Raw genomic sequence first — 26,124 nt, forward strand, 5'->3', positions numbered from 1 at the left:
AATGCAAGAATCGGGCGCGGCGTAGTGCGTTGGTCATGCGGCTACACAATGGTCGGTTTTCAGCCCAGGCGGCCGGCCAACCAGGTGCCGATGTCGCGGATTTCTTCGGGTAACACTTCGTGACCCATTGGGTATTCCTGCCATGTCACGGTGATACCACGCTGCTTTAAATGCTCATAGGCGCTGCGGCCCATGGCGTTGAGCACCACTTCATCGTGCTGGCCGTGCAGGCACAGGGCCGGAATGCGCTGTTGGCTGGCGGACAGTTCCAGCTCATCGCTGAAAGTGGGTGCATAGGTGGAGAGGGCAAGCACGCCACCCAGGGCCCCTTGCCATTTCACAAACGCGGCGTGCAGGACCACGGCGCCACCCTGGGAAAAACCGGCGAGGAAAATTCGCGAGGCGTCTATCCCGCTGGCTTTTTGTTGCTCGATCAAATCGATGACCATTTTGGCCGATTCATCCAGCTGCTCACGGCTGATGGCCCGCGCCGGGCTCATGGCCAATATGTCGTACCAGCTTGGCATCTCGTAGCCCCCATTAATGGTCACCGCGCGGGTCGGTGCCTGGGGCAATACGAAGCGTGTGGACAGCAAGGTTTCCTGCAGCACTTCGGCCACCGGCAGGAAGTCGTAGCGATCGGCACCCAGGCCATGCAACCAGATGACGCAGGCATCTGCGGGCTTGGCGGGCTGAAGAATCAAGGGGTCGGTCATGTGTGCTCCAAAAATGTGCGTGCGCGCCGATGGGAGGCGTCGGGGCAGTGCGTGGACGGTGGATCAGTTAACAGGATGTCGCATGGTTGACTGTTTTGCGACAGATCCTGGGCGCAAACGGCTCAGCCGACACTCTGGTACGGCGCTTGCTATGTGTAGGTCGATGTCAGAACTATCCGGGACGGTAACACTATCAGTGACTGCCGCCTCTGGGATAGCCGCTGCAATGACAGCGACAGCCTCTGCTGCTTGACCCCAAAAAAAGCCAACACGGGTCGATATCGCCTCATAAGGGTGGGCAGGGGTTCGAGCTCCGACACAACAAGAGCAACTGGAGGTTTGAATGAAGGTATTGAAGTCCACCCTGGCCATCGTGACCGCGGCGACCGTATTAGGGATCAGCGGCCTGGCCCAGGCCGGCGCCACCCTGGATGCAGTGCAGAAGAAAGGTTTTGTGCAATGTGGCGTCAGCGACGGCCTGCCGGGTTTCTCGGTGCCGGATGCCAGCGGCAAGATCCTCGGGATCGACGCTGACTACTGCCGCGCCGTGGCCGCAGCCGTGTTTGGCGATGCGACCAAGGTCAAGTTCAGCCAGTTGAATGCCAAGGAGCGTTTCACCGCGCTGCAATCGGGCGAAGTCGACATCCTGTCGCGCAACACCACCATGACCAGCTCCCGCGATGCGGGCATGGGCCTGAAATTCCCGGGCTTTATCACCTACTACGACGGCATCGGCTTTCTGGTCAACAGCAAGCTGGGCGTAAAAAGTGCCAAGGAACTGGACGGTGCAACCATCTGCATCCAGGCCGGTACCACCACCGAGCTGAACGTTTCCGACTACTTCCGTGGCAACAACCTCAAGTACACCCCGATCACCTTCGACACCTCCGATGAAAGCGCCAAGTCCCTGGAGTCCGGGCGCTGCGACGTGCTGACCTCCGACAAGTCGCAACTGTTCGCCCAGCGCAGCAAGCTGGCCGCGCCGAAGGACTACGTGGTGCTGCCGGAAACCATCTCCAAGGAGCCCCTGGGCCCGGTCGTGCGTAATGGCGACGACGAGTGGCTGGCCATCGTGCGCTGGGTAGGCTACGCCATGCTCAACGCTGAAGAAGCCGGTATCACCTCGAAAAACGTTGAAGCCGAAGCCAAGGCCACCAAGAACCCGGACGTCGCGCGTCTGCTCGGTGCTGACGGCGAATACGGCAAAGACCTGAAAGTGAAGAAGGATTGGGTCGTACAGATCGTCAAGCAGGTCGGTAACTACGGCGAAGTGTTCGAGCGCAACCTGGGCAAGAGCACTCCCCTGGAAATCGACCGTGGCCTGAACGCGCTGTGGAACAACGGTGGCATTCAATACGCACCCCCTGTGCGCTGATCGCTGATGGTTCTATCACCCGGTGGGCCAACCGCTGGGTGATGTTCTGTTCCATTATTTCTGGGGCACTCAATGCAAACTCAAATCGGCGCACCCAAGCAGAAGCTCAGCTTCAGCGATCCCAAAGTGCGCGCGTGGCTATTTCAGATCATCACCATCGTCGCGGTGGTTTCGTTGGGCTGGTATCTGTTCAACAACACGCAAACCAATCTTCAGCACCGGGGCATTACCTCCGGCTTTGACTTCCTGGAGCGCAGTGCCGGGTTTGGCATCGCTCAGCATTTGATCGACTACACCGAATCGGACAGCTATGCCCGGGTCTTTGTGATCGGCCTGCTCAACACGTTGCTGGTGACCGTGATCGGTGTGGTCCTGGCGACACTGCTCGGTTTCATCATTGGGGTGGCGCGTCTGTCACCGAACTGGATGATCAACAAACTGGCGACGGTGTATGTGGAAGTGTTCCGCAATATTCCGCCGTTGTTGCAGATCCTGTTCTGGTACTTCGCGGTCTTCCTGACCATGCCGTTGCCGCGCAACAGCCACAACTTGGGCGATACATTCTTTATGAGCGCCCGGGGCCTGAATATGCCGGCGGCGCTGGCGGCTGACGGTTTCTGGCCGTTTGTGGCCAGTGTCGGGGCGGCCATCGTGGCAATCGTGCTGATGGCGCGTTGGGCCAACAAGCGCTTTGAAGCCACCGGCGTACCGTTCCACAAGTTCTGGGCGGGCCTGGCGCTGTTCATCGTGATTCCGGCGTTGTGCGTCTTGATCTTCGGTGTGCCGCTGCATTGGGAAATGCCAAGGCTTGCGGGTTTCAACTTTGTCGGTGGCTGGGTATTGATCCCCGAACTGCTGGCACTGACCCTGGCGCTTACCGTCTACACCGCCGCGTTTATTGCCGAGATCGTGCGCTCGGGCATTGAGTCTGTGAGCCACGGCCAGACCGAAGCCGCGCGCTCCCTGGGCCTGCGTCCGGGGCCTACGCTGCGCAAGGTCATCATCCCGCAAGCGCTGCGGGTGATCATCCCGCCGCTGACCAGCCAATACCTGAACCTGGCGAAAAACTCATCCCTGGCCGCCGGCATCGGCTACCCGGAAATGGTCTCGCTGTTTGCCGGCACGGTGCTCAACCAGACCGGCCAGGCCATTGAGGTCATTGCCATCACCATGAGCGTGTACCTGGCGATCAGCATCAGCATTTCCCTGTTGATGAACTGGTACAACAAGCGCATTGCGCTGATCGAGCGGTGAGGAAACCTGCATGACTTCCCATATTTTCAAACCTGACATGCCGCCACCGAACAAAGTGTTCGGGCCGATGGCGTGGATGCGCGCCAACCTGTTCTCCAGTTGGTTCAACACCCTGCTGACGTTGCTGGCGATCTACCTGGTCTATCTGGTGGTGCCGCCGATTTTGCATTGGGCGATCCTCGACGCCAACTGGGTCGGCACCACCCAGGCCGATTGCACCAAGGAGGGCGCCTGCTGGGTGTTTGTCCAGCAGCGCTTCGGGCAATTCATGTACGGCTATTACCCCGGCGACCTGCGCTGGCGCGTAGACCTGACCGTGTGGCTGGCGATCGTCGGCGTTGCGCCGTTGTTCATCTCGCGTTTTAAACCCAAGGCGATCTATGGCCTGGGCTTTCTGGTGTTGTACCCGATCATTGCCTTCTTCCTGCTGCACGGCGGGATCTTTGGCCTGACCAACGTCGCGACCAGCCAATGGGGCGGCCTGATGCTCACCTTGGTGATCGCCACCGTCGGTATCGCAGGCGCCTTGCCGCTGGGTATCGTGCTGGCGTTGGGGCGGCGCTCCAATATGCCGGCGATTCGCGTGATCTGCGTGACCTTCATTGAGTTCTGGCGCGGCGTGCCGTTGATCACGGTGCTGTTCATGGCGTCGGTGATGCTGCCGCTGTTCCTGCCTGAAGGTATGAACTTCGACAAGCTGTTGCGGGCGTTGATCGGCGTGATCCTGTTCCAGTCGGCCTACGTGGCAGAAGTGGTGCGTGGTGGCTTGCAGGCCATTCCCAAAGGCCAGTACGAAGCCGCGGCGGCGATGGGCCTGGGTTACTGGCGCAGCATGGGCCTGGTGATCCTGCCGCAAGCGTTGAAGCTGGTGATACCGGGCATCGTCAACACCTTTATCGCGCTGTTCAAGGATACGAGCCTGGTGATCATCATCGGTCTGTTCGACCTGCTCAACAGCGTCAAGCAAGCCGCCGCCGACCCGAAATGGCTGGGCATGGCTACTGAAGGCTATGTGTTCGCGGCCCTGGTGTTCTGGATTTTCTGTTTTGGCATGTCGCGCTATTCCATTCATTTGGAACACAAGCTCGACACTGGCCACAAGCGTTAGGAGTTGTTGTTATGAGCGAAGCGATCAAACAGCCGGTGAGCCCTGAAGGCATTATCCAGATGCAGGGCGTCAACAAGTGGTACGGCCAGTTCCATGTACTGAAAGACGTCAACCTCAACGTCAAGCAGGGCGAGCGCATCGTGTTGTGCGGCCCGTCGGGTTCGGGCAAGTCCACCACCATCCGCTGCCTCAACCGCCTGGAAGAGCACCAGCAGGGGCGCATTGTGGTCGATGGCGTGGAGCTGACCAACGACCTCAAGCAGATCGAAACCGTGCGCCGCGAAGTGGGGATGGTGTTCCAGCACTTCAACCTGTTCCCACACCTGACCATCCTGCAGAACTGCACGTTGGCGCCGATGTGGGTGCGCAAGATGCCCAAGCGCAAGGCCGAGGAAATTGCCATGCACTACCTGGAGCGCGTGCGCATCCCGGAGCAGGCCCACAAGTTTCCGGGGCAATTGTCCGGCGGCCAGCAACAGCGCGTGGCGATTGCCCGGGCGTTGTGCATGAAGCCCAAGATCATGCTGTTCGATGAGCCGACCTCGGCCCTCGACCCGGAGATGGTCAAGGAAGTCCTCGACACCATGATCGGCCTGGCCGAAGACGGCATGACCATGCTCTGCGTGACCCACGAGATGGGCTTTGCGCGCACCGTGGCCAACCGCGTGATCTTCATGGACAAGGGCGAAATCGTCGAACAGGCGGCGCCGAACGATTTCTTCGACAACCCGCAGAACGAGCGGACCCGGTTGTTCCTGAGCCAGATCCTGCATTAACCCACCCCCCACTGTGGCGAGCCCGCTCGCCACAAGGTAGTGCAGGGCATTACCATGGCTCTCTCGCGCACAATCCCGCCTTGAACCCGAGAGCACCATGCCCCGCCCAGAAAACGCACTTGAAGAATTGCTGATCGACGCCGAAGCCGATGATGACCAGGTGCAGCACAGTCAGCCGGTCGTCAACCGGGCCTGGCTGTTGCTGCTGGGGTTGGTGCTGGTGGCGTTGAACCTGCGCCCGGCATTGTCGAGCATGGCGCCGTTGCTCAACGATGTGTCCGAAAGCCTCGGCCTCTCGGCGGCCAGGGCTGGGTTGCTGACGACGCTGCCGGTCCTGTGCCTGGGCCTGTTTGCGCCGCTGGCGCCGTTCCTGGCCCGGCGCTTCGGCGCCGAACGGGTGGTGCTGGGGATTTTGCTGACACTGGCGGCGGGGATCATCCTGCGCAGTTCGTTGGGCGCTGTCGGGCTGTTCGCCGGTAGCCTGCTGGCGGGGGCCAGCATCGGCATCATCGGCGTGCTGTTGCCCGGGATCGTCAAGCGTGATTTCGCCCGGCATGCAGGGGTCATGACCGGTGTCTACACCATGGCCCTGTGCCTGGGCGCGGCGCTCGCCGCCGGGGCTACGGTGCCGTTGAGCCAGCATTTTGGCGACAGCTGGAAAATCGGCCTGGGCTTCTGGATGGTGCCGGCACTGCTGGCGGCGCTGTGTTGGTTGCCTCAGGTCGGACAGAAACAGGGAACCCATCAAGTGGCCTATCGGGTGCGCGGTTTGCTGCGTGATCCCCTGGCCTGGCAAGTGACGTTGTACATGGGCTTGCAATCCTCCCTGGCCTACATCGTGTTTGGCTGGCTGCCGTCGATCCTGATCGACCGTGGCTTGAGCGCGACCCAGGCCGGGCTGGTGCTGTCGGGATCGGTGATCGTGCAACTGGCCAGTTCCCTTGCGGCACCGTGGCTGGCCACCCGCGGCAAGGATCAGCGCCTGGCCATTGTGGTGGTGATGCTGCTGACCCTCGGCGGCCTGTTCGGTTGCCTGTATGCGCCGCTCGACGGCCTGTGGGGCTGGGCGATTGTCTTGGGCCTGGGGCAGGGCGGTACGTTCAGCCTGGCGCTGACCCTGATCGTGCTGCGCTCACGGGATGCCCATGTGGCCGCCAACCTGTCGAGCATGGCCCAGGGCGTCGGCTACACCCTGGCGTCCCTCGGCCCGCTGGCGGTTGGTCTGGTACACGACTGGACCGGTGGCTGGGCGGCAACCGGCTGGATCTTCGCGCTGCTGGGTGTGGGGGCGATCATCGCTGGCCTCGGTGCCGGGCGCGCCCGTTATGTTCACGTCGCCAGCGAGAGACTCTAGAGGTACACCACTTCCAGAGTCGCCGAGCCATCGAGGTCGGTTTCAACGCTCAAGTCCAGGTTCTGCCGGGCATTGATAACCGTGCGGATCTGCACGGTGGTGTTGAGGGTGGCGATTGCCGTCGGCCCGGCGGTACTGCCCTCGGTGTCGGTGAAACCCAGGTAGCTGGTGGCGCCGATGTCGACAGGGTTCAGGTTGGCCGTGCGCCAGCCCAGGCCGCCGGTGGTGGACTCGGTGCCGTAGATCTGCGCGCTGCTGTCCGCCTGGGTCTGGCGCGGGTCGAAGCTCATGGAGTAGAGGCCGAGCCGATTGCCCGCCGTGTCGAATCCCAGCCCGTAGTAGATTTCGCTGTTGACCGTGGCCGACCCGTCGCGGTTGTCGCGCATGCGCAAGGCATAGCGGCTGGGCCCGTTGCAGTCGATGCTGACCTGCAGGGTTTTGAGCGGCAGACGCGTGCCTTGCTCCAGATTCAAGTCTTGGCGGGAAATCTTGCCGTAGTCGATCAGGCCACTGCCGGATAACTGCGGCGTACAGGCGCGGGGAATGATCTGGCCCTGGACGCTCAGGTCGACCATCGACACGGCCACCGCCGATTGAGCGCAGGTCAGAAACAGCAGGCTGGAAAGGGCAACGGTTTTCATGGCGCGTACCTCGCAGGGGCAAGTCACAGGTAGATGATTTCGATGGTGCCGGAGCCGTTGATATGGACCACCTGGCGCAGGTCCAGCGACTGCATGGGAGCCAGGTAAGTCTTGATCCGCACAGTGCCGGCCAGGGTCTGGATAGCCACTGGGCCGCTACTCAGGCCGCTTTTGTCGGTAAAGCCCATGTAGCTGTTGGCCGCCATCGGGATCTGGCGTGCGCTAGAGTTGCTCCAGGCGGCGCCGTTGCTGGTGGAGTCGGTCCGGTACAAGGTGCGCAGGGTATCGGCGCTGAACTCGGCGGGGTCGATAGTCAGGTAAAAACGCCCGATTTTGTTATGGCTGGCGTCCAGGTCCAGGCCATAGGCGGTTTCATCGGTGCCGCCGGTGGCCGAGCCGTCGCGGTTGTCATGCATACGCAGGGCGAAGCGCGTCTGTGCATCGCAGGTGACGCTCAAGCGCAGGGTGCGGATGGGCAATGGCGTTTCGGTGGTGGGGTTGAGGTTCTTGGCAAACAGGGTGCCGTAGTCCACTACTCCCTGGTCTGACAACGCCGGCTGGCAGGCGACGGGGGCAAAGTGCGCACGCAGCGTCATCTCGCGGTAGCGCCCATGACTGGCGCTGTAGAGCATGCCGGGGACTTCCCAGGTGGTGGCATCGCGCACCCGGGTGGCTTCGGGGTCGGCCCAGGCGCGCAAGGTCAATTGCAGCGACAGGGTTTTGCCCATGCGCACGGCACCGTGTTCTATCGGCGCGATGCCATGCCCGGTGCGCCAGGTGAGCGTGCTGGCGCTACTCACTGGCGGCTGGCCCATGGCAGCAATCAGCCCCAGCTCCACTGCCTGTCCGTCGAGTACGCCGTGACTGACCTCGATTTCGTAGCTGCCGTGCTCGGTAAACTGCAGGCGTTCAGCGGAGGCCGCCAGGGCACGGTAGAACAGGCTCAAGTCGTCGGCCTGGGGGCAACTGAACGTCAAGTTCAGCCGCCGCTCGCCCAGCAGGCGTTCGGGCGCGCTGTCGTTTTGGGCCAGGCGGCTCATCAAGCCAAAATCCACCGTGGGTTCGCTGAGGTTGAGTTGGCATTCCTCCAGCCCATGGGCGGTGCCGGCAATGCCGATCAATAGCCATAAACTCAGGTGGTGCAAGCGGGGAAGGGGCATGGCAGTCGTCCTCAAGGCGCGTGGCAACGGGCCGGGGCAGTTTCGAAGTACACCGAGGGGTCGGCCTTTTGCGCCAGCGTGTAGCGCAAAAGGCAGCGTTGACCTCCCGGCGAGGTTATCCACAGGGGCGGTTGATCGAGCACATTGGGCAGGAATACTTGGCTGCCTTCCTGGACCAGGGTGACGAACTCGCCCTCGGCAGTACTCACTGACGCGCCCGAGGGCAGTGGCGCGCCGTGGTCAGTGCTGACGGTCAGCAAGACGCGGCGGGTCAGGCTGACGCCAAAGTCCACCCGATCCACTGCGCCGCGCCCGGCCTGGATCATCGCCAGGCCGTTACTGATGTCGGCGTTGCGCGGCAACGAGCGGGTCTGGACTTCCACAGGGCTGCGGCCATAGGCGCTGACTTGCGGCACCACGGCCTGGCCTTGCCAGTCGGTCCATACCGGGCCGCTGGGGGTACTGATGCGGATGCCGCTCATCTGGCCCACCGTCACCAGGGCGAAGGTATCGCGCACCGGATACGGGGAAAACGTGACGCCACCGTCATGCATCACCACCCCACCGCGCGCGCCGCCCTGGTAGCTGGAACGCTGTGCATCGGAGCGGCTGTAGCTCAAATCCAACTGGCTGTAGCGCGGCAATGCCGAGAGGCCCACGCTGGTTTCGACCTGACGATCGCGCGAGTCGCGCTCGGCGCTGACCCGGTAGCTGAGTTGCTCGTCGATCTGTTCGGTCAGCCCCAGGCCGGTGCGGTTTTCGCCAGCGCTGTGGCGTACCCAGCCGCGCACCCGGCGCTGCTCGCCCAGCGGTGCGCTGATGTTCAGGTACACCGCGTTGTCTTGTTGCTGGGCCCCGCCCATTTGCCATTCGGCACTGGCCGATAACGACACTGCGCCGATGTTGCTGCCCCAGGACATCAGGGCCCGGCTGCTGCTGTCCCCGGCAAAGTTGGCCGAGCGCGACAGCCCGGCGCTGAATGCGCCCAGCCAGGGATGGGACCAGCCCAGGTTGACGCTTTGTTGATCGCGATAGCGTGAGCGTTGCGAGTGCTGGTTGCGCGCGTAGGTGCTTTCTTCCAGCTCGCGATAGCCTGCGCTGCGCCAGGAGTTACTGGTGCTGAAGGACCACTGGTCATTCAGGCGCTGGGCCCAGGCAAGATCCGTCTGCACCCCGGACACCTTTTCCCGCCCATTGGTATTGGACAGTTGCGTCGACAGCTGGACCTGGCTGTCGAGCCACGGTAGCCAGCCCAGGCTCACGCCTGCGGAGCGGTACTCGCTGGCAGTCAAGACGCCGCTGCCCAGGGTCAGTTGCGGATGCACGGCCGCTGTCCAGCCGGCGCTCACCACCCACGGGTCGTCACCCTGGGCATCGCCGACATTGCGGACCCGCCCGGCGGCCACCGAGTAGCCCGGCGCCGGCAACCCGAGGCCGAGCATGGCCGCGGGCACGTTGAAGCGCCGCTCGCCACCGACGCTTTCTTTGACCGTGACCTCAACGTCCGAACGGGTATTGAGACGGCGCACATCGTTCAGCGAAAAAGGCCCGGCGGGCACTACGGTGGAATGAATCAGCACGCCGTTCTGCCGCACCTCCACTTGCGCCGGGCTGTTGGCGATACCTTCGATCACGGCGCTCTGGCCTTGCTCTTGAAGGGCGTGCTCGGTGAGGACCTGGACCCCGGTGATCTGCGCCCCGGATAACACTGGGTTGTACAGGCTGATCTGCCCGGCCTGGAGCACCGCCTGATGGCTGGCGAACGTGCGTTGGGCGTAGGCTTCCAGGTGCGTGCTGCGGGACTGGCCCTCCTGCCAGGTCTGCACTTGGCGGCTGCGTACGATCCAGTCGCCGGCGTTGAATCCCACTTCGGTGTTGGCCGAGCCAAAACGGCTGGCGTCATCGCCATAGCGGTTGTAGAAGCCCGTGAGGTCGTAGTTGAGCAAGCCGGCGAAGCCGCCGGTTTCATAGCCTGATATGTCTTGCAGCATCGGACGCAAGGCTTCGGTGGGCACCACCAGCGCCACGCTGAGTGTGGCCGGGTCCGGTTCCACCACGGTCTGGGGAAATTGCGCGAGGAAGGCGTGGCAGCGCTCGGCGTCGTCCGGGATTCTCAGGTTTGCGGCGTCGAGCAAGGCCCGGTCGAAGCACAGGTTGCCCTGTTGATCGAAACTGACCTCCAGCCGGCCACGCCCCTGGCCGTTGACCCGCAGGCTGACTGCATGTTGCCCGGCGGCAAAACGCGGGGCGTCCAGCAGCAGGCTGGCCAACTGCGGATCAATGCCACGCTGATGCAGGGTCTGGGCGTCGAAGCCACTGGCCCAGGTTTGACTCGGCAGTAGCCCCCACAGCAGCAACGCCATTGCAGGTGCTGCGGGCACGGCTACGCCGTCACGGTAATTCAATACTGTTTTCACGCAAGGCACTCAAATGTTCAACGTCCCGGCCCGGTTGTTCCGGTGCTTGCGGGCATTGCGGTGACGGTCGATGCGCCGTCACTTGCTTAAGCCAGGCGCCGCTTCGTGGCAGGCGCCTGCAGGTGACCAATCAGAGGCTCAGAGGTGCTTCGTAGGCCTTGACGGCAAAGCCGTACACCGTGGCCGGTTGCAACCTGACTTTAGTGGCCGGGCCGCCAGTGGCCGGGACGCTCAGGTTTTCGCCCGGCAACACATAGGTGCGCGGCAGCATCGCCTTGCCGTCGCCGGGCAGCAGCCGCAGATCCTGGGCCAGGCGCACCACATAGGGGGTGTCATTGCGCACGTGCAACCTGCCGTCGCGCAGGGTCCAGGTCAGGTCGGTCCAGGGCGTGCGGTTGAGTGGCAGGCCCTTGGGATGCACGATCACCGGCAGGTTCTGGCGCACGGTCACGCCGACGCGGGCGTGCCCGGCAGCAGGGGCGGCGCGGCCCTGGGGCATGCCTTCGAACACCGCGCGCTTGAGCCGTTGGGTGAGCAGCGGTGTCTGGTTTTGCAGGATGAAACGCACCAGCTGCGACTTGGACGCTTCCACCCGCGATAACGGCGGTGTCACTACCAGCAATGGCTCGGTGTCTTCGGGGATGTCTTGCAAGGTGACGTGCAGCAGCGCCAGCTTGCTGTCGGTATTGGTCACCGACACGGCGACTTCGCCATCGGCTTCGTGAACGATCACCACCGAGGTGTCGGGCACCATGCCGTCGGCTTTGACGTGATTGCCGAGTACAAGCAGCAAGGCAATGAGACCGACAGCGGTTGTTGAGAAGGTCGTGGTCATGACAGCAGGTTCCGTTGGTGCAACAAAAAGGGCGCGAATCAGAGGTAGCGCAGATCCAGGACGATGGAGCCATCCAGCGGCACTTCCTGATCCAGGGTCAGGAGGCGTGCGGCATTGATGGAGGTGTCGACCCACAACTGGGTGAACAGCTGGCTGATGAAATCCGGCTGGCGGTCGCCCGGCGGGGCAAAGCCCATGTACGCGTGGGGATGGGCGCCAGCCTGGGGTGTCCAGGTTTCGCCGTTGTCGCTGGAGGCCAGCACCTGCATCGGCTGTAAATCGCCGAGGGCTGCGCGATAGGACAGCTTCACGGCCCCCAGCATCTGGTCCGGGGCATAAATGTTGACGCCCAGGCCGAACGTGTCGGGGGCCGGCGCGGAGTCCTGGCGGTTGTCGATGCCCACCAGCGCAAACAGCATCGGCCTTTCGCAGATCACCGTCAGGTCCAGCTTCTGGCTGGGCAGTACCGTGGGTTCGTGGGTATTGAGCTGGTGGGTCGGGATCTCTCCATGCTCGATGGTGCCTAGGTCGGACAGCTCGATATGGCAGGCATCCGGCGTCAAGCGACCGGTCACCGTGAGGTCGACATGGGACAGCGCATTGGCCTGTGTCGTGATTGCCATACACAGCAGCACGGCTGCAACGTGGGCGATCACTGGCGCAGGTACGCGCAGCCCATGCCCGCAAGCGTTCTGGGCATGGGCGGCCATGGTTACAGGTACTTCACTTCGAGGGTGGCCGAGCCGTCGATGGTCACCTCATTGCTCAAGTCCAGGGAGTCGGTGCGGGCGATCGATGTGCGTACTTCCAGGCCTACCCGCAGCTCCTTGACCGGCAGCGGCTGGGTGTCGTCGTCCATCGAGGCGACCGACATGTACAGGCTCGGCTCCCAGGCACTTTCCCGGTACCAGGTCTTGCCCTGATCGCCGGAGGCAATCGGTTGCACCACCACGCCGTCTTCAGCCACCGGGTTGAGCAGGCTCAGGGTGTACCAGCCGAGTTTCTGGTTATCGTTGATAAAGCCCAGGCCGTAGTCACTGGGCATCGCTGCCGAGGCGGCGCGGTTGTCGATGGCATGCAGGGCAAACAACACGGGGGCGTCGCAGTTGACCGTCATGTTCAGCAGGTGCGTGCCGATCAGCGTTGGGTTGTCCGCTCGCAAGTCCTTGGCGGAAATCTTGCCGTGATCGATCACCCCGCTACTGGACAGGTCGGGAACGCAGGCCGCAGGAATAATCTTGCCCCTGACGACCAGGTCGACGGTCGAGGCGGCAAAGGCGGTGGCGCTACCCAGCAGCAGGGCGCTGGTGGCAAGCGTGGTCAGTAGGGTTTTCATCGGAGGAGCTCCTTTTAAATGGGCCTGTTCAAGCCATCAGAGGTAATTGACTTGCACGGTGACGTGGCCATCCAGAGGGACTTCGTCAATAAGCGTCAGGCCGTCGGCGGGGGCGATGTGGGTGTAAAGCGTCAATTTCGCGTCCAGATTCTGCACGGCAATGGGGACCCAATCGTGGCCTGCTGCGACGGCCGTCAGCGACATCGGGCTTATCACGGCGGCGGGTTTCCAGGTCACGCCGCCGTCGGTTGAAATAATCGAGTGCCGGCTTACGCCGTCGGCCATCAGTTCGTAGAAACCAAAACCTGTGCCCCCCAGCTTTTCACCGTCGGGGGTCATACCCAGGCCGTGATACATGTCGTGGTGAGCCGAGGAGCCCGAGCGGTTATCAATGCTGTTGAGCGTAAAAAAGGTCGGCCCATCGCAGTGCACATTCAACAGCAGCCTTTCATCGGGCAGGGAGGTGTAAGAACTGCCGTTGAGTTGCTTGGCAGATATTTTTCCGAAGTCGACCATCCCATCACTGGAGACCAGCGGCTCACAAGCGCTGGGGGTGATCGAGCCCTTGATGGCCAGCTCTGTGTCACTGGCGGCCAACGCCACTGAGGCGGTGGCGTACAACAGTGCAACCAGAGGTACTGCGCTGGAGAGTTTCATTCGATGGACCTTCCTTGTGGGTGAAACGGGAACTACAGGTACAGCACTTCCAGGGTGCCGGAGCCGTCGATGGCAACCTCATCGCTCAAGTCAAATTGATCGGCGCGGGCGATGGTGGTACCGACGTCAAGGTCGATTACCAGCAGTCTGGACGGCAGCAGGGTGGTCGCGTCGTCCATGGCTCCAGCGCCCCACAGGGTTCCCAATTCCCATGACATGTCGGCATGCCAGTTACTACCCCCGTCCATCGAAGCGATTGGCTGTGCACTGACGCCGTCGGCAAGCATGTTCTGGGCGGTCAGATAGAACTCGCCGAGTCTTTTGTTGCCGTTGACAAATCCCAGGCCGAAATCGCTGGAACTGGTGGAGGTACCGCTACGATTGTCGATGGGCTTGATCGCGAAAAGCGTGCTGGCTTCGCAAGTGATCGACAATTGCATGGTGGCTTTAGGCAGGTGTGTAGAGCCGTTCTGTACTAGATCCTTGGCCGATATTTTGCCGTGCTCGACGACGTTGCCACCGGCGAATGCGGGTGTGCAGGCACTTGGGGTGATAGTCCCTCTGACGGCCAGTTCGATGGAGCTTGCGGCAAATACCGAAGGCGTGAACAGCAGGGTGAGCATGAGGCGCGAGGCAAAGTTTTTCATGGTTACAGGACCTGATTTGCGGCTGTTGGGAAGGCTTGGGGGGTGGTGCTCATCAGGTGTCGGGAGGCGTTCATTTCAATTGTCCATTGCAAGGCTGATCGATAAAAAAGATGCACGGCAATGCCTGGCCCCCAATGGGCTGGCAGTGTGCGAGGCGTTGTTTGTTGTGGCTGGCACGCCGAGTGGCGAGCCGTCCCTCTCTGGGGTGGGGCGCAATTTAGCGAGGGCAGGGCGGGGGGCAAATACAAAAAATACGACAATGGGCGGTCGTACGGAAATCCGCGGCAAGTCCGTAAGAATAGGTTTTCAGTGACGTAGGAAAGTTGTTTTTCGTAGTTGTTGTATCGGCGTCGGAGTATCCAAAAGGATATATTTTTGCCGCGATGATAGTCACCGGTGTCACTTAAGGCGCTGCACAGTGCCCTCCTGACTATTACGCCAGCGCTGCCGGAGGTGACTCGGGGCTGCCTGCCTCCAGTCCGATCGCGCACAAGGGGTGCCCATGGGCTCTGTGGTACGTTCAACCACCGGCGAGGGCCGAGCGTCGCAGCCACCCCCCGCACCGCACCTGAACGTACTGGTCGTGGATGATCATTCAGCCTATCGCGCGATGCTGGGCTGCTTCCTGCAAAAATTGGGTGTTGCCCATCAGTCCGTGGCCGATGGCCGCCAGGGCCTGTTGGCCGTTATCAACCGGCCTTCGGACCTGATTATCAGCGACTGCCAAATGCCGGAGATGGACGGTTACCGCATGGCTCGCGCCATTCGCCAGCATGAACGGCGCAGGGGGCTCAAGCGCGTGCCGATCATTGCCTTGACCGCCAATCTGCAAAACGACGACCCACAACGTTGCCGCGACGCCGGCATGGATGCCTGGTTGCTCAAGCCGCTGGCGCTGGAGCAATTGCATGCGGTGTTGGTGCGCTGGCTGCCGGGTACTTTTTCGGCATGGGGCCGGCCCTCTGCCGGGACATGGCCGACGCGTGCGCAGCTTGTGCAAACCTTTGGCAATGAGCAGGTCGTCGACCAGATGCTCCCCGGCCTGCTGGACGAAGCCTGGGAAGACTTCGCGATCCTGGAACAAGCCTGTTGCACCCTGAGTACTTTATTGACCGCGCAGCGCTTGCATCGCCTGGTAGGCAGCCTGGCGTTTTTGGGCGGGACGGACCTTGAGTTAAGAGGGGTGAAGTTGATTGAGCTGGTTCACGCCAATGGCGTATTGGCCCACGCTCCGGCGTTGCAGGCATTCCGGGCGGACTTGCGGCGGTGTCTGGAATATTTGCGCAGTGTGTAAGCGCAGTGGACGGAGTGACTTGTGTCGAGATGCATTTGGCAATCTGGCTGTCTGGTTTTTGGCTGTAGGGGGTTTCCTTTTGTTATGTAGGGTAAGAACTGGTAACTACCAAACAGGGGGCGCCGCCTTGTGGGGCTTATCCTGGACGGTTGTTGAGGATCGCCAGCGGGGTTATTTTGCGCGGATTCAAGTTGCCATCATCCGTGGGTATCTATGCTTCGAGTAATTATTGCTGACGATCATCCCATTGTGCGTATCGGGCAGAGAGTGGTGATCGAGGCGAATGGTCGCTGCAAAGTGGTGGGGGAGGCCGATGGCCCCGACGCGCTGCTCAGGTTATTGAGTACCACGCCGTGCGATGTCCTGGTCACCGACTTCGCCATGCCTGGAGGGCAGCAGGCAGATGGTTATGGTTTGTTGAGCCTGCTGGCTCGGCAGTATCCCAACTTGCCGGTCATCCTGGTGACCATGTTCGCCAATGTCGCCACCCTGCGGGCCTCCCTCGCCCATGGCGCTCGCGCCATCGTTGCCAAGAGCGCTTCGGCCAGGGAGTTGCCACAGGCCATCAACGCCGTGATCGGCGGCCAGACCTTTGCCAGCGAGTGCCTGCGGGTGCAACTGGTGGAAGCCGGGACGGGGGACCAGTCACAACTGCCGCAGTTGTCGGGCAAAGAGCGGGAAGTGGTGCGGATGCTGGCCAGCGGCTTGACCGTCAGCCAGATCGCCGCACGGGTCAATCGCAGTATTTCCACGATCAGCAAACAGAAAAGTACCGCGATGCAACGCCTGTGCATTTCCACCGATGTGGATTTGTTCGCCTATGCGCGTAATTGCGGGATGGTGCCTTAGGTGGATCTTGGCAAGGGGGCAGTTTTTTTGTGGCGAGGGGGCTTGTCCCCCGCTGGGCTGCGCAGCAGCCCCAAACCCCAACCCCAACCCACCGAGGTTCTTCAGGCAAACCGAGTTGGCTGGTTTTGGGCCTGCTGCGCAGTCCAGCGCGGGGCAAGCCCGCTCGCCACGACAAGCCCGCTCGCCACGGCGCGCTCGACACGGGTACAGTGCTTGGCTTGACTACCTACTTTTGGAAGCTGCCCATGAGTGATGCCCATAACGCCCTGATCGTCGAGTTCTATCGTGCCTTTGAGCGTCTGGACGCTGAAGCCATGAGCGCCTGCTACACCGACGATGTGCTGTTCAGCGATCCTGCATTTGGTGAACTGCGTGGGCGCGATGCCGGCGACATGTGGCGCATGCTCACCACCCGGGCCAAGGATTTTTCCCTGACCTTTGACCAGGTGCGCAGCGACGACACCAGCGGCAGCGCCCATTGGGTGGCGACGTACCTGTTCAGCCAAACCGGCAACACCGTTGTCAACGATATCCAGGCACGCTTTGTGTTCCGCGATGGCAAGATCTGCGAGCACCACGATCACTTTGACCTGTGGCGCTGGTCGCGCCAGGCGCTCGGTACCAAGGGCCTGTTGCTGGGCTGGACGCCACTGGTACGCAACGCCGTGCGGGCACAGGCCTTGAAAGGCTTGAAAGCGTTCCAGGCCGGTCGTTGATAAGATTGGTGCTCTTTTCACTGGCCAGAATACTTTGTGAACAGTTCGCCTGAACCCGCCGTGCCGAAACCCTGGTTTGTGTACCTGGTCCGTGCCGCCAATGGCTCGCTCTATTGCGGCATCAGCAATGATCCGGTGCGCCGCTTTGCGACCCATCAAAGCGGCAAAGGCGCGCGGTTCTTTCTTTCCAGCCCGGCGGTGGCGCTGGTGTATACCGAGGCCTGCGCAAGCAAGGGCGAGGCCTTGCGCCAGGAACGCTTGATAAAAAAGCTCAAGAAAAGCGCCAAGGAGTGCCTGGCGCGGGCTTATCAATCTGATTGATCGGTTCCCATCAGGACAATGGGTAGGCCACTGCGTTTTTGCACGATAAGCTGGCGGTTCCTTCATCTGGCGGAGTCCGGAATGTCTGAGTTGATCCTGCACCACTACCCTCAATCCCCCTTCGCGGAAAAAGCCCGCCTGCTCCTGGGCTTCAAAGGGCTGTCCTGGCAATCGGTGACCATTCCCCCGGTGATGCCCAAGCCCGACCTGACGGCCCTGACCGGCGGCTACCGTAAAACCCCGGTGCTGCAGGTCGGTGCGGATATCTATTGCGACACTGCGCTGATCGCCCGCCGCCTGGAGCAGGAAAAGGCCACGCCCCCGCTGTTTCCCGAAGGTCAGGAGCTGGTCAGCCAGAGCTTTGCGGCCTGGGCCGATTCGGTGGTGTTTTCCCACGCCGTGGCCCTGGTATTCCAGCCCGAATCCCTGGCCGTGAAATTTGCCAAGGTGCCGCCGCATTTGCTGCAGGTGCTGGTTGCTGACCGCAGCAAGATGTTCGGCGACGGTACCGCCACCCGCGTGCAACTGGACGTGGCCCTGCACCAGTGGCCGGCCATCATTGCGCGGCTGGAGCAACAGTTGCAGCGTCAGTCGGGGGATTTCCTGTTTGGCGAGCCGTCGATTGCCGACTTCTCCATGGCCCATCCGTTGTGGTTCCTCAAGGGCTCGTCGGTGACGTCGCCGCTGGTGGATAACTATCCGGTTGTCGGCGCCTGGCTTGCTCGGGTGCTGGGCTTTGGGCATGGCACCGCCAGCGAGATGAGTGCCCGCCAGGCACTGGAAATCGCCCGTGATAGCGCGCCTGCGGCGTTGCCGGATGAGGTGTTTGAAGATCCCAACGGGTTCAAGGTGGGCCAGCCAGTGAGCATCGCTGCGACCGACTATGGCGTCGACCCGGTGGTAGGCGAGTTGATATTTGCCGGTCGCGAAGAACTGATCCTGCGCCGCGAAGATGAGCGCGCCGGCACCGTGCATGTGCATTTCCCGCGATTGGGGTTCGGTATCCAGCAGCTGTAGGTTGGATTAGGTGTATCTGTGGTGCAGGTTGGATATTTCAGTGGCGAGGGGGCTTGTCCCCCGTTGGGCTGCGCAGCAGCCCCAATAAGACCCGCCAAGGTTTATCAGATACACCGAGGTGGCAGGTTTTGGGGCTGCTACGCAGCCCCGCGGGGGACAAGCCCCCTCGCCACAGTTATTTGAGGGCGGACAGGATCGCGTCCGGGTTGTATTCGCGAATCAGCGTGCCGTTCACATCCACAAACGGAATCCCGCCGCCGCCCAGCGCCTGATAGGCCTTGCGGCCTTCGGGATCCTTGTCGATATCCACGTTTTTGTAGGGAATGCCCTTCTGATCCAGGAATCGCTGGATCTGCTTGCAGTAGCCACACCAGTCGGTGGCATACAGCACCACCCGCGCTGACGCTCGGGTTTGCTCCGGGACCACCTGCGAGGGGTTGAACAGCCGCTCGATCTTGCCCCAGTTCTGGATCGCCACCACCACCAGCAACACCAGCAGGACTTTCTTCAGCACCCCGCCAAGCATCAGTTACGACGCTTGAGCTGGTCGGTGAGCTGGGTCGGCAGGCCCTTGATGATCAAGGTGCCGGCGGCTTCGTCATACTCGATCTTGTCGCCCAGCAAGTGCGCTTCAAAGCTGATCGACAACCCTTCGGCGCGCCCGGTGAAGCGACGGAACTGGTTGAGGGTGCGCTTATCTGCGGGAATTTCCGGCGACAGGCCGTAATCCTTGTTGCGGATATGATCGTAGAACGCTTTTGGCCGATCTTCATCGATCAACCCCGACAGCTCTTCCAGGCCCATGGGCTCGCCGAGCTTGGCCTGGCTGCTGGCGTAGTCCACCAGGGTCTTGGTTTTCTCGCGGGCCGACTCGTCCGGCAGGTCTTCGCTCTCGACGAAATCACTGAAGGCCTTGAGCAAGGTGCGGGTCTCGCCCGGCCCATCGACACCTTCCTGGCAGCCGATAAAGTCGCGGAAGTACTCCGAGACCTTCTTGCCGTTCTTACCCTTGATAAACGAGATGTACTGCTTGGACTGCTTGTTGTTCTGCCATTCGGACACGTTGATGCGTGCTGCCAGGTGCAGTTGCCCCAGGTCCAGGTGGCGCGAGGGCGTCACGTCCAGCTCGTCGGTCACCGCCACACCTTCGCTGTGGTGCAGCAGGGCAATGGCCAGGTAGTCGGTCATGCCTTGTTGATAGTGGGCAAACAGCACATGGCCGCCGACGGAGAGGTTGGACTCCTCCATCAGCTTTTGCAGGTGTTCCACGGCAATTCGGCTGAAGGCGGTGAAATCCTTGCCGCCATCGAAGTATTCCTTCAACCAGCCGCTGAACGGGTGCGCGCCGGACTCGGCATGGAAGAAACCCCAGGCCTTGCCTTGTTTGGCGTTATAGCTCTCGTTGAGGTCGGCGAGCATGTTCTCGATGGCAGCGGACTCGGCCAATTCAGAGTCACGGGCATGGAGAACTGCGGGCGTGCCGTCGGGTTTTTTGTCGATCAGGTGGACGATGCAATGACGGATCGGCATGGGCTTCTCGGCTGGTTGAGCGGGAGCGGTTGGCCTCCCGGAAAAAGTCGCCAGTGTACCGCACCCGTTGGTCGCGGCGTCGTTTGAAGCGGTTTCGGGAGGCCTCTGACGACCCATATGCCTTTTTTTCACGGTTTAGAGCGATAAAGCTGACCAAATGGGTAGGTAGAAGCGGATATTTCCCCGTCTCTGTGCTAGTTTTGCCCCGTCTTACGCGATGTCTCGGCGTTAAGCGTGCATTCAGCATTTGTCAGGTCGAACCAAACCCCGTTTCAAGCATCTATAACCCCGATCTCTCGCGGTTATGGCCAGGGGTGCCAGGCCATGACGGTCGGGCTCGATGGCTGACACTGCACTCTGCAATCCAAATGAATTTGATAGGGAAGGAACACCACAATGGCTATTACTAAAGACCAACTGATCGCTGACCTGGCTGAAGCAGTAGACGCACCGAAAACTACCGTGCGCGCTCTGCTGGACCAACTGAGCCAAGTTGTTGCTGACCAGCTGGAAAACGGTGGCGAAATCACTCTGCCAGGTGTTGGCAAGCTGAAAGTGACCGAGCGTCCAGCCCGTACCGGCCGTAACCCTTCGACTGGCGCTGCCATCGAAATCGCTGCCAAGAAAGTGATCAAGCTGGTTGTGGCCAAAGGCCTGACCGACTCGATCAACAAGTAAGACGCAGTAAAAAAAACCGTGCACCGGAGCGATCCGGGCACGGTTTTTTGTTGCCTGCGTTTTTTGCTTTATCTGTAGGAGCGAGCTTGCTCGCGAAGAACCTGAGAACGACGCGTTCATCCAGAATGAACACGTGCGCGTTGACGTTCTTCGCGAGCAAGCTCGCTCCTACAGACGCAGGGTCAGCGCACCCAGCGCTGGCGCCAGATCTGCTGCTCGTTCTTGGTCTGGAAGGTCCAGGCCACAAAACGGCTTTGTTTCTGGCCCTGGGACATCTCCACCACCTGGCTTTCCAGGACACCGGCTTTTTTCAGGGCGGTCTCGATGGCAGGCAGGTTGGACGCTTTTGACACCAGGGTGCTGAACCACAGCACTTTATGGGCGAAATGCGCGCTTTCGGCGATCAATTGCGTGACAAACCGCGCCTCACCGCCTTCACACCACAACTCTGCCGATTGGCCGCCGAAGTTCAGCACCGGCAATTTGCGCTTGGGATCGGCCTTGCCCAGGGCGCGCCATTTACGCTCGCTGCCTTTGGTCGCTTCGTCCATGGAGGCATGGAACGGCGGGTTGCACATGGTCAGGTCAAACCGTTCACCCGGCTCCAGCAGGCCCAGCAGAATATGCTTGGGATTGGTTTGCTGGCGCAGTTGGATAACCTTGCTCAGGTCATTGGACTGCACAATGGCCTTGGCCGCCGCGACCGCTGTCGGATCAATCTCGGAGCCGAGGAAGTTCCAGCGGTAGTCCATGTAGCCGATCAGCGGATAGACACAGTTGGCGCCCATGCCGATGTCCAGCACCTTGACGATCGAGCCACGGGGAATCTTGCCGTCGTTGACGCTGGCCAGCAGGTCGGCGAGGAAGTGCACGTAATCGGCACGGCCCGGCACCGGTGGGCACAGGTAGTCTGCGGGGATGTCCCAGTGCTGCACGCCATAGAACGCCTTGAGCAGCGCCCGGTTGAACACCCGCACCGCGTCCGGGCTGGCAAAGTCGATGCTTTCCTTGCCGTAGGGGTTGATGATCACAAACTGGGCCAGTTCTGGCGTGGTCTTGATCAGCGCGGGGAAGTCGTAGCGGCCCTGGTGGCGGTTGCGCGGATGCAGGGTCGCTTCCTTGCGCGGCACGACAGGCTTGGCCGTGGCGGCGGTTTTCGGCTTCTTGCGGGGCGGTTTGGGTGTGCTGGGGGCGGTCATGATGATTCTGGTGTTGGCTCAAAGTGGCGGCCATTGTCACACATCCTGAGCCCAACCCGGGCAAATGTGGGAGCTGGCTTGCCTGCGATAGCATCACCTCGATCTGCCTGATAGACCGAGTCGCTTGCATCGCAGGCAAGCCAGCTCCCACATTGATTGGGTTTCAACACCAAAAAAAAGAGACCCGAAGGTCTCTTTTTTAACGCAGGCCGGCCCTTACAGGCTGGAAATCCGCGCATGTTGCTCCGCCAGCTTGCCCAACGCCTGTTCGGCTTCGGCCAGTTTGGCGCGTTCCTTGTCGATGACTTCGGCCGGGGCCTTGTCCACGAAGGCGGCGTTGGACAGCTTGCCGCCCACGCGCTGCACTTCGCCTTGCAGACGCAGGATTTCCTTGTCCAGGCGCGCCAGTTCGGCGCCTTTGTCGATCAGGCCGGCCATCGGCACCAGCACTTCCATCTCGCCCACCAGTGCGGTAGCGGACAGCGGTGCTTCGGCGCCAGCCGCCAATACGGTGATCGACTCCAGCTTGGCCAGCTTCTTGAGCAGCGCGTCGTTCTCGGTGAGACGGCGCTGGTCTTCGGCGCTGGCGTTCTTCACGAACACCGCCAATGGCTTGCCCGGGCCGATGTTCATCTCGGCGCGGATGTTGCGTGTGCCAAGCATCAGGGCCTTGAGCCATTCGATATCGCTTTCGGCAGCCTCGTCGATGCGTGCTTCATTGGCCACTGGCCAAGGTTGCAGCATGATGGTCTTGCCTTCGATACCGGCCAGCGGCGCCAGGCGCTGCCAGATTTCTTCGGTGATGAACGGCATGAACGGGTGCGCCAGGCGCAGCGCCACTTCCAGCACGCGCACCAGGGTGCGGCGGGTGCCGCGCTGACGCTCGATCGGCGCGTTCTCGTCCCACAGCACGGGCTTGGACAGTTCCAGGTACCAGTCGCAATACTGGTTCCAGATGAACTCGTACAGCGCCTGCGCGGCCAGGTCGAAACGGAACTGGTCGAGCTGGCGGGTCACTTCGGCTTCGGTGCGCTGCAACTGCGAGATGATCCAGCGATCCGCCAGGCTCAGTTCGAAAGCTTCGCCGTTCTGGCCGCAGTCTTCGCCCTTGTCCAGCACGTAGCGCGCTGCGTTCCAGATCTTGTTGCAGAAGTTGCGGTAGCCTTCGACGCGGCCCATGTCGAACTTGATGTCGCGACCGGTGGACGCCAGCGAGCAGAAGGTGAAGCGCAGGGCGTCGGTGCCGTAGCTGGCGATGCCGTCGGCAAACTCGTCGCGGGTCTGCTTCTCGATCTTCTTCGCCAGTTTCGGCTGCATCAGGCCCGAGGTGCGCTTTTGCACCAGGGTTTCGAGGTCGATGCCGTCGATGATGTCCAGCGGGTCAAGGACGTTGCCCTTGGACTTGGACATCTTCTGGCCCTGGCCATCACGCACCAGGCCGTGCACGTACACGGTCTTGAATGGTACCTGCGGGGTGCCGTCCTCGTTCTTCACCAAGTGCATGGTGAGCATGATCATCCGGGCAACCCAGAAGAAAATGATATCGAAGCCGGTGACCAGCACGTCGGTGGAGTGGAATTTCTTCAGGAATTCAGTCTGCTGCGGCCAGCCCAGGGTGGAGAACGTCCACAGGCCAGAGCTGAACCAGGTGTCCAGTACGTCGTTGTCCTGTTGCAGCGCCACGTCCGGGCCGAGGTTGTGCTTGGCCCGCACTTCGGCTTCGTCACGCCCTACATAGACTTTGCCCGACTCGTCGTACCAGGCCGGAATGCGGTGGCCCCACCACAGTTGACGGCTGATGCACCAATCCTGGATATCACGCATCCACGAGAAGTACATATTTTCGTACTGTTTGGGCACGAACTGGATGCGGCCATCTTCCACGGCAGCAATCGCAGGTTCTGCCAGCGGTTTGGTGGACACGTACCACTGGTCGGTCAGCCACGGCTCGATCACGGTGCCGGAGCGGTCGCCTTTCGGCACTTTCAGGGCGTGGTCATCCACGCTGACCAGCAAGCCTGCGGCATCGAAGGCGGCAACGATCTGCTTGCGCGCTTCGAAGCGGTCGAGGCCGGCGTATTCGGCCGGGATCTTGCCGTCGATGCTGTCGTTCAGCGTGCCGTCGAGGTTGAACACCTGGCAGGCCGGCAGAATGGCGGCGTTCTTGTCGAAGATGTTCAGCAGCGGCAGGTTGTGGCGCTTGCCGACTTCATAGTCGTTGAAATCGTGGGCCGGGGTGATTTTCACACAGCCGGTGCCGAATTCAGGGTCGCAGTAATCATCGGCGATGATCGGGATGCGACGGCCAACCAGTGGCAGCTCGACGAATTTGCCGATCAGTGCCTGGTAGCGCTCATCGTTCGGGTTAACGGCCACGGCAGAATCGCCGAGCATGGTTTCCGGACGGGTGGTGGCGACGATCAGGTAGTCATTGCCCTCGGCGGTCTTGGCGCCGTCGGCCAGCGGGTACTTGAGGTTCCACAGGAAACCTTTCTCGTCGTGGTTTTCCACTTCAAGGTCGGAAATAGCGGTGTGCAGCTTGGTGTCCCAGTTGACCAGGCGCTTGCCGCGGTAGATCAGGCCATCTTCATGCAGGCGCACGAAGGCTTCCTTGACCGCTTCCGACAGGCCATCGTCCATGGTGAAGCGCTCGCGGCTCCAGTCTACGGACGAACCGAGGCGACGGATCTGACGGCTGATATTGCCGCCGGACTGATCCTTCCACTCCCAGATTTTCTCCAGGAATTTCTCGCGGCCCAGGTCGTGACGGCTCTGGCCGGTGGCTTCCAGTTGGCGTTCCACCAGCATCTGGGTGGCGATGCCGGCATGGTCGGTGCCCGGCTGCCACAGGGTGTTGCGACCCTGCATGCGGCGGAAACGGATCAGGGCGTCCATGATCGCGTTGTTGAAACCGTGACCCATGTGCAGGCTGCCGGTGACGTTCGGCGGCGGGATCATGATCGTGTAGGAATCACCCGCGCCTTGAGGGGCGAAGTAATTCTCGGATTCCCAGGTGTTGTACCAGGAAGTTTCAATGGCGTGCGGCTGGTAGGTCTTATCCATGCGCGGCGGGACCCTAGTTGGCATTTATTCAGGAAAGCCGACAAGTATAACGGGGGATAGGGGAGAGGGCGAGACGAAGAGAGGGGCCAAGGCTGGCGCGGGGCAAATGTGGGAACGGGCTTGCCCGCGATAGCGGTGTGTCAGTCATCGACAAATCGACTGATCCACCGCCATCGCGGGCAAGCCCGCTCCTACAGGGGATATCTATGTGGCTTAGGACTGGTACTGGCTGAGCAACCGCTCCATGCGCGCATCCATCCGGCGCTTGATCTCGGTTTCGATATGCGGGGCAAAGTCGTCGATCACGTCCTGCATGATCAATTGCGCTGCGGCGCGCAGTTCGTTGTCCAGGTGCAGCAGCAGGGCATCGGGGGCTTTTTCGGCGGCGGGCTCTGCCTGGACGACGGGCGGCTCCACAGGCTCGACAGCGGCGGGCTTGGCGTTGACCAGGTCGAACAGCAGGGGGATCTGCACCTCTTCTGCGACGGTATCGGTCAGCAGCGGCGGTTGCAGGTTGTCATCACCCAGCAACTGGCGGATCGACTCAAGGTCGTCCAGCAGGTGGTCGGAGGGTTTTAGCGGGTTGGAAGTGTCCATCATGTGCTCAGAGTCGCTGTAATCGGTGATCTTGCAGAGAATAGCCCTGTTCGCGGTAGAAACGGAAACTCTCCCGTGCGGCCTGACGAATAGCCGGGTCTTCCACCACCACTTCCGCCACGCGGGCGAAACCCTTGGCAAAGGCCGGTACTTTCAGGTCCAGGTTGACCAATAGGTCATGGTGATCACCACAACTGTCGCCCAAACCCAGCACCACCAGCCCTTCGGGCTCAGATTCTGCGGGGCCGTGGGGCACGAAGCTCTCACCCTTGAAGCGCCACAGGCGGGCATCGAGGTCGTCACGCTGGGCGGCGTCGCTGCAATGCAGGTAGATGCGGTGGCCCATGCGCCAGGCCTTTTCCGTGAGTTTGCAGGCAAAGTCCAGGCGAGCCGACGGATCGGCGCTGGGCAATATATAGAAGTCGACTTGGGTCATTACATGTCCTGCAGCGGCCTGCATGCTTTCCCCTGTAGGAGCGAGCTTGCTCGCGAAGAACTCAAGAGCAACGCGTTTATTCAGGCTGTACGCGTTATCGTTGACGTTTTTCGCGAGCAAGCTCGCTCCTACAGGGTCAAGCAGGGGC

At 61.5% G+C, this 26,124-nt stretch carries 26 protein-coding genes; 11 read left to right on the forward strand and 15 right to left on the reverse strand.

The window, feature by feature from the left end; translation table 11 throughout:
- Positions 1 to 59: 59 nt before the first annotated feature.
- Positions 60 to 716 carry an alpha/beta hydrolase gene (locus HKK57_RS15130; RefSeq protein WP_169390364.1) on the reverse strand — a complete coding sequence of 219 codons (657 nt, stop codon included), beginning with the start codon at positions 714 to 716 and terminating at the stop codon, positions 60 to 62.
- A 343-nt stretch (positions 717 to 1,059) separates the two neighbouring features.
- Between HKK57_RS15130 and HKK57_RS15135 the strand changes: the two genes are divergently transcribed.
- From HKK57_RS15135 to HKK57_RS15155, 5 genes are all read left to right on the forward strand, one after another.
- Positions 1,060 to 2,091, forward strand: a complete 1,032-nt coding sequence (locus HKK57_RS15135; RefSeq protein ID WP_029297935.1) for an amino acid ABC transporter substrate-binding protein — start codon at positions 1,060 to 1,062, stop codon at positions 2,089 to 2,091.
- Positions 2,092 to 2,163: 72 nt separating this feature from the next.
- A complete protein-coding gene (locus HKK57_RS15140) occupies positions 2,164 to 3,345 on the forward strand; it encodes an amino acid ABC transporter permease (protein ID WP_029297937.1) in 1,182 nt (393 codons plus the stop codon).
- A 10-nt stretch (positions 3,346 to 3,355) separates the two neighbouring features.
- Positions 3,356 to 4,453: an amino acid ABC transporter permease gene (locus HKK57_RS15145; protein WP_029297939.1), complete on the forward strand. Its 1,098-nt coding sequence runs from the start codon at positions 3,356 to 3,358 to the stop codon at positions 4,451 to 4,453.
- A gap of 11 nt (positions 4,454 to 4,464) precedes the next feature.
- Positions 4,465 to 5,229: an amino acid ABC transporter ATP-binding protein gene (locus HKK57_RS15150; RefSeq protein ID WP_169390365.1), complete on the forward strand. Its 765-nt coding sequence runs from the start codon at positions 4,465 to 4,467 to the stop codon at positions 5,227 to 5,229.
- A gap of 97 nt (positions 5,230 to 5,326) precedes the next feature.
- A complete protein-coding gene (locus tag HKK57_RS15155) occupies positions 5,327 to 6,583 on the forward strand; it encodes a CynX/NimT family MFS transporter (RefSeq protein ID WP_104910868.1) in 1,257 nt (418 codons plus the stop codon).
- Here the strand turns inward: HKK57_RS15155 and HKK57_RS15160 are convergent.
- The 8 genes from HKK57_RS15160 to HKK57_RS15195 all read right to left on the reverse strand — a co-directional run bounded on the left by HKK57_RS15160 (position 6,580) and on the right by HKK57_RS15195 (position 14,276).
- Entirely contained in the window at positions 6,580 to 7,224 is a 645-nt protein-coding gene (locus HKK57_RS15160) for a DUF1120 domain-containing protein (protein ID WP_154906655.1), read from the reverse strand. The two genes, HKK57_RS15155 and HKK57_RS15160, sit on opposite strands and share 4 nt — an antisense overlap.
- Before the next feature lie 23 nt (positions 7,225 to 7,247).
- Positions 7,248 to 8,384: a DUF1120 domain-containing protein gene (locus tag HKK57_RS15165; protein ID WP_029297525.1), complete on the reverse strand. Its 1,137-nt coding sequence runs from the start codon at positions 8,382 to 8,384 to the stop codon at positions 7,248 to 7,250.
- Positions 8,385 to 8,395: 11 nt separating this feature from the next.
- Positions 8,396 to 10,747 carry a fimbria/pilus outer membrane usher protein gene (locus tag HKK57_RS15170; protein WP_169391197.1) on the reverse strand — a complete coding sequence of 784 codons (2,352 nt, stop codon included), beginning with the start codon at positions 10,745 to 10,747 and terminating at the stop codon, positions 8,396 to 8,398.
- A gap of 184 nt (positions 10,748 to 10,931) precedes the next feature.
- Positions 10,932 to 11,636 carry a fimbria/pilus chaperone family protein gene (locus tag HKK57_RS15175; protein ID WP_070995603.1) on the reverse strand — a complete coding sequence of 235 codons (705 nt, stop codon included), beginning with the start codon at positions 11,634 to 11,636 and terminating at the stop codon, positions 10,932 to 10,934.
- Positions 11,637 to 11,674: 38 nt separating this feature from the next.
- Positions 11,675 to 12,346, reverse strand: a complete 672-nt coding sequence (locus tag HKK57_RS15180) for a DUF1120 domain-containing protein (RefSeq protein ID WP_029297520.1) — start codon at positions 12,344 to 12,346, stop codon at positions 11,675 to 11,677.
- A 2-nt stretch (positions 12,347 to 12,348) separates the two neighbouring features.
- The gene (locus HKK57_RS15185; RefSeq protein WP_154906657.1) at positions 12,349 to 12,972 is read right to left on the reverse strand and encodes a DUF1120 domain-containing protein; all 624 of its coding nucleotides are present in this window, start codon (positions 12,970 to 12,972) and stop codon (positions 12,349 to 12,351) included.
- A 36-nt stretch (positions 12,973 to 13,008) separates the two neighbouring features.
- Positions 13,009 to 13,629: a DUF1120 domain-containing protein gene (locus HKK57_RS15190; RefSeq protein ID WP_029297516.1), complete on the reverse strand. Its 621-nt coding sequence runs from the start codon at positions 13,627 to 13,629 to the stop codon at positions 13,009 to 13,011.
- Positions 13,630 to 13,661: 32 nt separating this feature from the next.
- Positions 13,662 to 14,276 (reverse strand): DUF1120 domain-containing protein, encoded by a 615-nt coding sequence (locus tag HKK57_RS15195; protein WP_070995600.1) that lies wholly within the window; start codon positions 14,274 to 14,276, stop codon positions 13,662 to 13,664.
- Between the two features lie 502 nt (positions 14,277 to 14,778).
- On the opposite strand from HKK57_RS15195, the gene HKK57_RS15200 reads away from it, so the two are divergent.
- From HKK57_RS15200 to HKK57_RS15220, 5 genes are all read left to right on the forward strand, one after another.
- A complete protein-coding gene (locus HKK57_RS15200) occupies positions 14,779 to 15,570 on the forward strand; it encodes a response regulator (RefSeq protein WP_169390366.1) in 792 nt (263 codons plus the stop codon).
- 213 nt (positions 15,571 to 15,783) lie between these two features.
- Positions 15,784 to 16,419 carry a response regulator transcription factor gene (locus HKK57_RS15205; RefSeq protein ID WP_029297509.1) on the forward strand — a complete coding sequence of 212 codons (636 nt, stop codon included), beginning with the start codon at positions 15,784 to 15,786 and terminating at the stop codon, positions 16,417 to 16,419.
- Positions 16,420 to 16,664: 245 nt separating this feature from the next.
- Entirely contained in the window at positions 16,665 to 17,135 is a 471-nt protein-coding gene (locus HKK57_RS15210) for a nuclear transport factor 2 family protein (protein WP_029297507.1), read from the forward strand.
- Positions 17,136 to 17,171: 36 nt separating this feature from the next.
- A complete protein-coding gene (locus HKK57_RS15215) occupies positions 17,172 to 17,456 on the forward strand; it encodes a GIY-YIG nuclease family protein (protein WP_029297505.1) in 285 nt (94 codons plus the stop codon).
- Positions 17,457 to 17,537: 81 nt separating this feature from the next.
- A complete protein-coding gene (locus HKK57_RS15220) occupies positions 17,538 to 18,473 on the forward strand; it encodes a glutathione S-transferase family protein (protein ID WP_169390367.1) in 936 nt (311 codons plus the stop codon).
- A gap of 175 nt (positions 18,474 to 18,648) precedes the next feature.
- Here the strand turns inward: HKK57_RS15220 and HKK57_RS15225 are convergent, their stop codons facing one another.
- Positions 18,649 to 18,999 (reverse strand): glutaredoxin family protein, encoded by a 351-nt coding sequence (locus HKK57_RS15225; RefSeq protein ID WP_029297501.1) that lies wholly within the window; start codon positions 18,997 to 18,999, stop codon positions 18,649 to 18,651.
- Positions 18,999 to 20,003: a nucleoid-associated protein YejK gene (gene yejK / locus HKK57_RS15230; RefSeq protein ID WP_029297499.1), complete on the reverse strand. Its 1,005-nt coding sequence runs from the start codon at positions 20,001 to 20,003 to the stop codon at positions 18,999 to 19,001. The genes HKK57_RS15225 and yejK overlap by 1 nt, the downstream gene beginning before the upstream one ends.
- 396 nt (positions 20,004 to 20,399) lie before the next feature.
- Here yejK and HKK57_RS15235 point away from each other — a divergent pair, with 396 nt between their 5' ends.
- Positions 20,400 to 20,681, forward strand: coding sequence for an HU family DNA-binding protein (locus HKK57_RS15235; RefSeq protein WP_029297497.1), 282 nt, complete (start codon positions 20,400 to 20,402; stop codon positions 20,679 to 20,681).
- 182 nt (positions 20,682 to 20,863) lie between these two features.
- On the opposite strand, the gene rlmF is transcribed toward HKK57_RS15235, so the two are convergent.
- The 4 genes from rlmF to HKK57_RS15255 all read right to left on the reverse strand — a co-directional run bounded on the left by rlmF (position 20,864) and on the right by HKK57_RS15255 (position 25,976).
- On the reverse strand, positions 20,864 to 21,880 hold the full coding sequence (rlmF, locus tag HKK57_RS15240; protein ID WP_029297495.1) for a 23S rRNA (adenine(1618)-N(6))-methyltransferase RlmF: 1,017 nt from the start codon (positions 21,878 to 21,880) through the stop codon (positions 20,864 to 20,866).
- 216 nt (positions 21,881 to 22,096) lie between these two features.
- Entirely contained in the window at positions 22,097 to 24,943 is a 2,847-nt protein-coding gene (locus HKK57_RS15245; RefSeq protein WP_029297493.1) for a valine--tRNA ligase, read from the reverse strand.
- A gap of 213 nt (positions 24,944 to 25,156) precedes the next feature.
- Positions 25,157 to 25,540, reverse strand: coding sequence for a DNA polymerase III subunit chi (locus tag HKK57_RS15250; RefSeq protein WP_070995713.1), 384 nt, complete (start codon positions 25,538 to 25,540; stop codon positions 25,157 to 25,159).
- A gap of 7 nt (positions 25,541 to 25,547) precedes the next feature.
- Positions 25,548 to 25,976: a DNA polymerase III subunit chi gene (locus HKK57_RS15255; RefSeq protein ID WP_029297488.1), complete on the reverse strand. Its 429-nt coding sequence runs from the start codon at positions 25,974 to 25,976 to the stop codon at positions 25,548 to 25,550.
- Positions 25,977 to 26,124 lie beyond the last annotated feature (148 nt).

Origin of the sequence: Pseudomonas sp. ADAK21, assembly GCF_012935735.1 — a bacterium.
Lineage (GTDB): Bacteria > Pseudomonadota > Gammaproteobacteria > Pseudomonadales > Pseudomonadaceae > Aquipseudomonas > Aquipseudomonas proteolytica.

Coding starts and splice junctions, on each gene's coding strand:
- HKK57_RS15130 (WP_169390364.1), bottom strand. CDS start 716: ATGACCGACCCCTTGATTCTTCAGCCCGCCAAGCCCGCAGATGCCTGC.
- HKK57_RS15135 (WP_029297935.1), top strand. CDS start 1,060: ATGAAGGTATTGAAGTCCACCCTGGCCATCGTGACCGCGGCGACCGTA.
- HKK57_RS15140 (WP_029297937.1), top strand. CDS start 2,164: ATGCAAACTCAAATCGGCGCACCCAAGCAGAAGCTCAGCTTCAGCGAT.
- HKK57_RS15145 (WP_029297939.1), top strand. CDS start 3,356: ATGACTTCCCATATTTTCAAACCTGACATGCCGCCACCGAACAAAGTG.
- HKK57_RS15150 (WP_169390365.1), top strand. CDS start 4,465: ATGAGCGAAGCGATCAAACAGCCGGTGAGCCCTGAAGGCATTATCCAG.
- HKK57_RS15155 (WP_104910868.1), top strand. CDS start 5,327: ATGCCCCGCCCAGAAAACGCACTTGAAGAATTGCTGATCGACGCCGAA.
- HKK57_RS15160 (WP_154906655.1), bottom strand. CDS start 7,224: ATGAAAACCGTTGCCCTTTCCAGCCTGCTGTTTCTGACCTGCGCTCAA.
- HKK57_RS15165 (WP_029297525.1), bottom strand. CDS start 8,384: ATGCCCCTTCCCCGCTTGCACCACCTGAGTTTATGGCTATTGATCGGC.
- HKK57_RS15170 (WP_169391197.1), bottom strand. CDS start 10,747: ATGGCGTTGCTGCTGTGGGGGCTACTGCCGAGTCAAACCTGGGCCAGT.
- HKK57_RS15175 (WP_070995603.1), bottom strand. CDS start 11,636: ATGACCACGACCTTCTCAACAACCGCTGTCGGTCTCATTGCCTTGCTG.
- HKK57_RS15180 (WP_029297520.1), bottom strand. CDS start 12,346: ATGGCCGCCCATGCCCAGAACGCTTGCGGGCATGGGCTGCGCGTACCT.
- HKK57_RS15185 (WP_154906657.1), bottom strand. CDS start 12,972: ATGAAAACCCTACTGACCACGCTTGCCACCAGCGCCCTGCTGCTGGGT.
- HKK57_RS15190 (WP_029297516.1), bottom strand. CDS start 13,629: ATGAAACTCTCCAGCGCAGTACCTCTGGTTGCACTGTTGTACGCCACC.
- HKK57_RS15195 (WP_070995600.1), bottom strand. CDS start 14,276: ATGAAAAACTTTGCCTCGCGCCTCATGCTCACCCTGCTGTTCACGCCT.
- HKK57_RS15200 (WP_169390366.1), top strand. CDS start 14,779: ATGGGCTCTGTGGTACGTTCAACCACCGGCGAGGGCCGAGCGTCGCAG.
- HKK57_RS15205 (WP_029297509.1), top strand. CDS start 15,784: ATGCTTCGAGTAATTATTGCTGACGATCATCCCATTGTGCGTATCGGG.
- HKK57_RS15210 (WP_029297507.1), top strand. CDS start 16,665: ATGAGTGATGCCCATAACGCCCTGATCGTCGAGTTCTATCGTGCCTTT.
- HKK57_RS15220 (WP_169390367.1), top strand. CDS start 17,538: ATGTCTGAGTTGATCCTGCACCACTACCCTCAATCCCCCTTCGCGGAA.
- HKK57_RS15225 (WP_029297501.1), bottom strand. CDS start 18,999: ATGCTTGGCGGGGTGCTGAAGAAAGTCCTGCTGGTGTTGCTGGTGGTG.
- yejK (WP_029297499.1), bottom strand. CDS start 20,003: ATGCCGATCCGTCATTGCATCGTCCACCTGATCGACAAAAAACCCGAC.
- HKK57_RS15235 (WP_029297497.1), top strand. CDS start 20,400: ATGGCTATTACTAAAGACCAACTGATCGCTGACCTGGCTGAAGCAGTA.
- rlmF (WP_029297495.1), bottom strand. CDS start 21,880: ATGACCGCCCCCAGCACACCCAAACCGCCCCGCAAGAAGCCGAAAACC.
- HKK57_RS15245 (WP_029297493.1), bottom strand. CDS start 24,943: ATGGATAAGACCTACCAGCCGCACGCCATTGAAACTTCCTGGTACAAC.
- HKK57_RS15250 (WP_070995713.1), bottom strand. CDS start 25,540: ATGGACACTTCCAACCCGCTAAAACCCTCCGACCACCTGCTGGACGAC.
- HKK57_RS15255 (WP_029297488.1), bottom strand. CDS start 25,976: ATGACCCAAGTCGACTTCTATATATTGCCCAGCGCCGATCCGTCGGCT.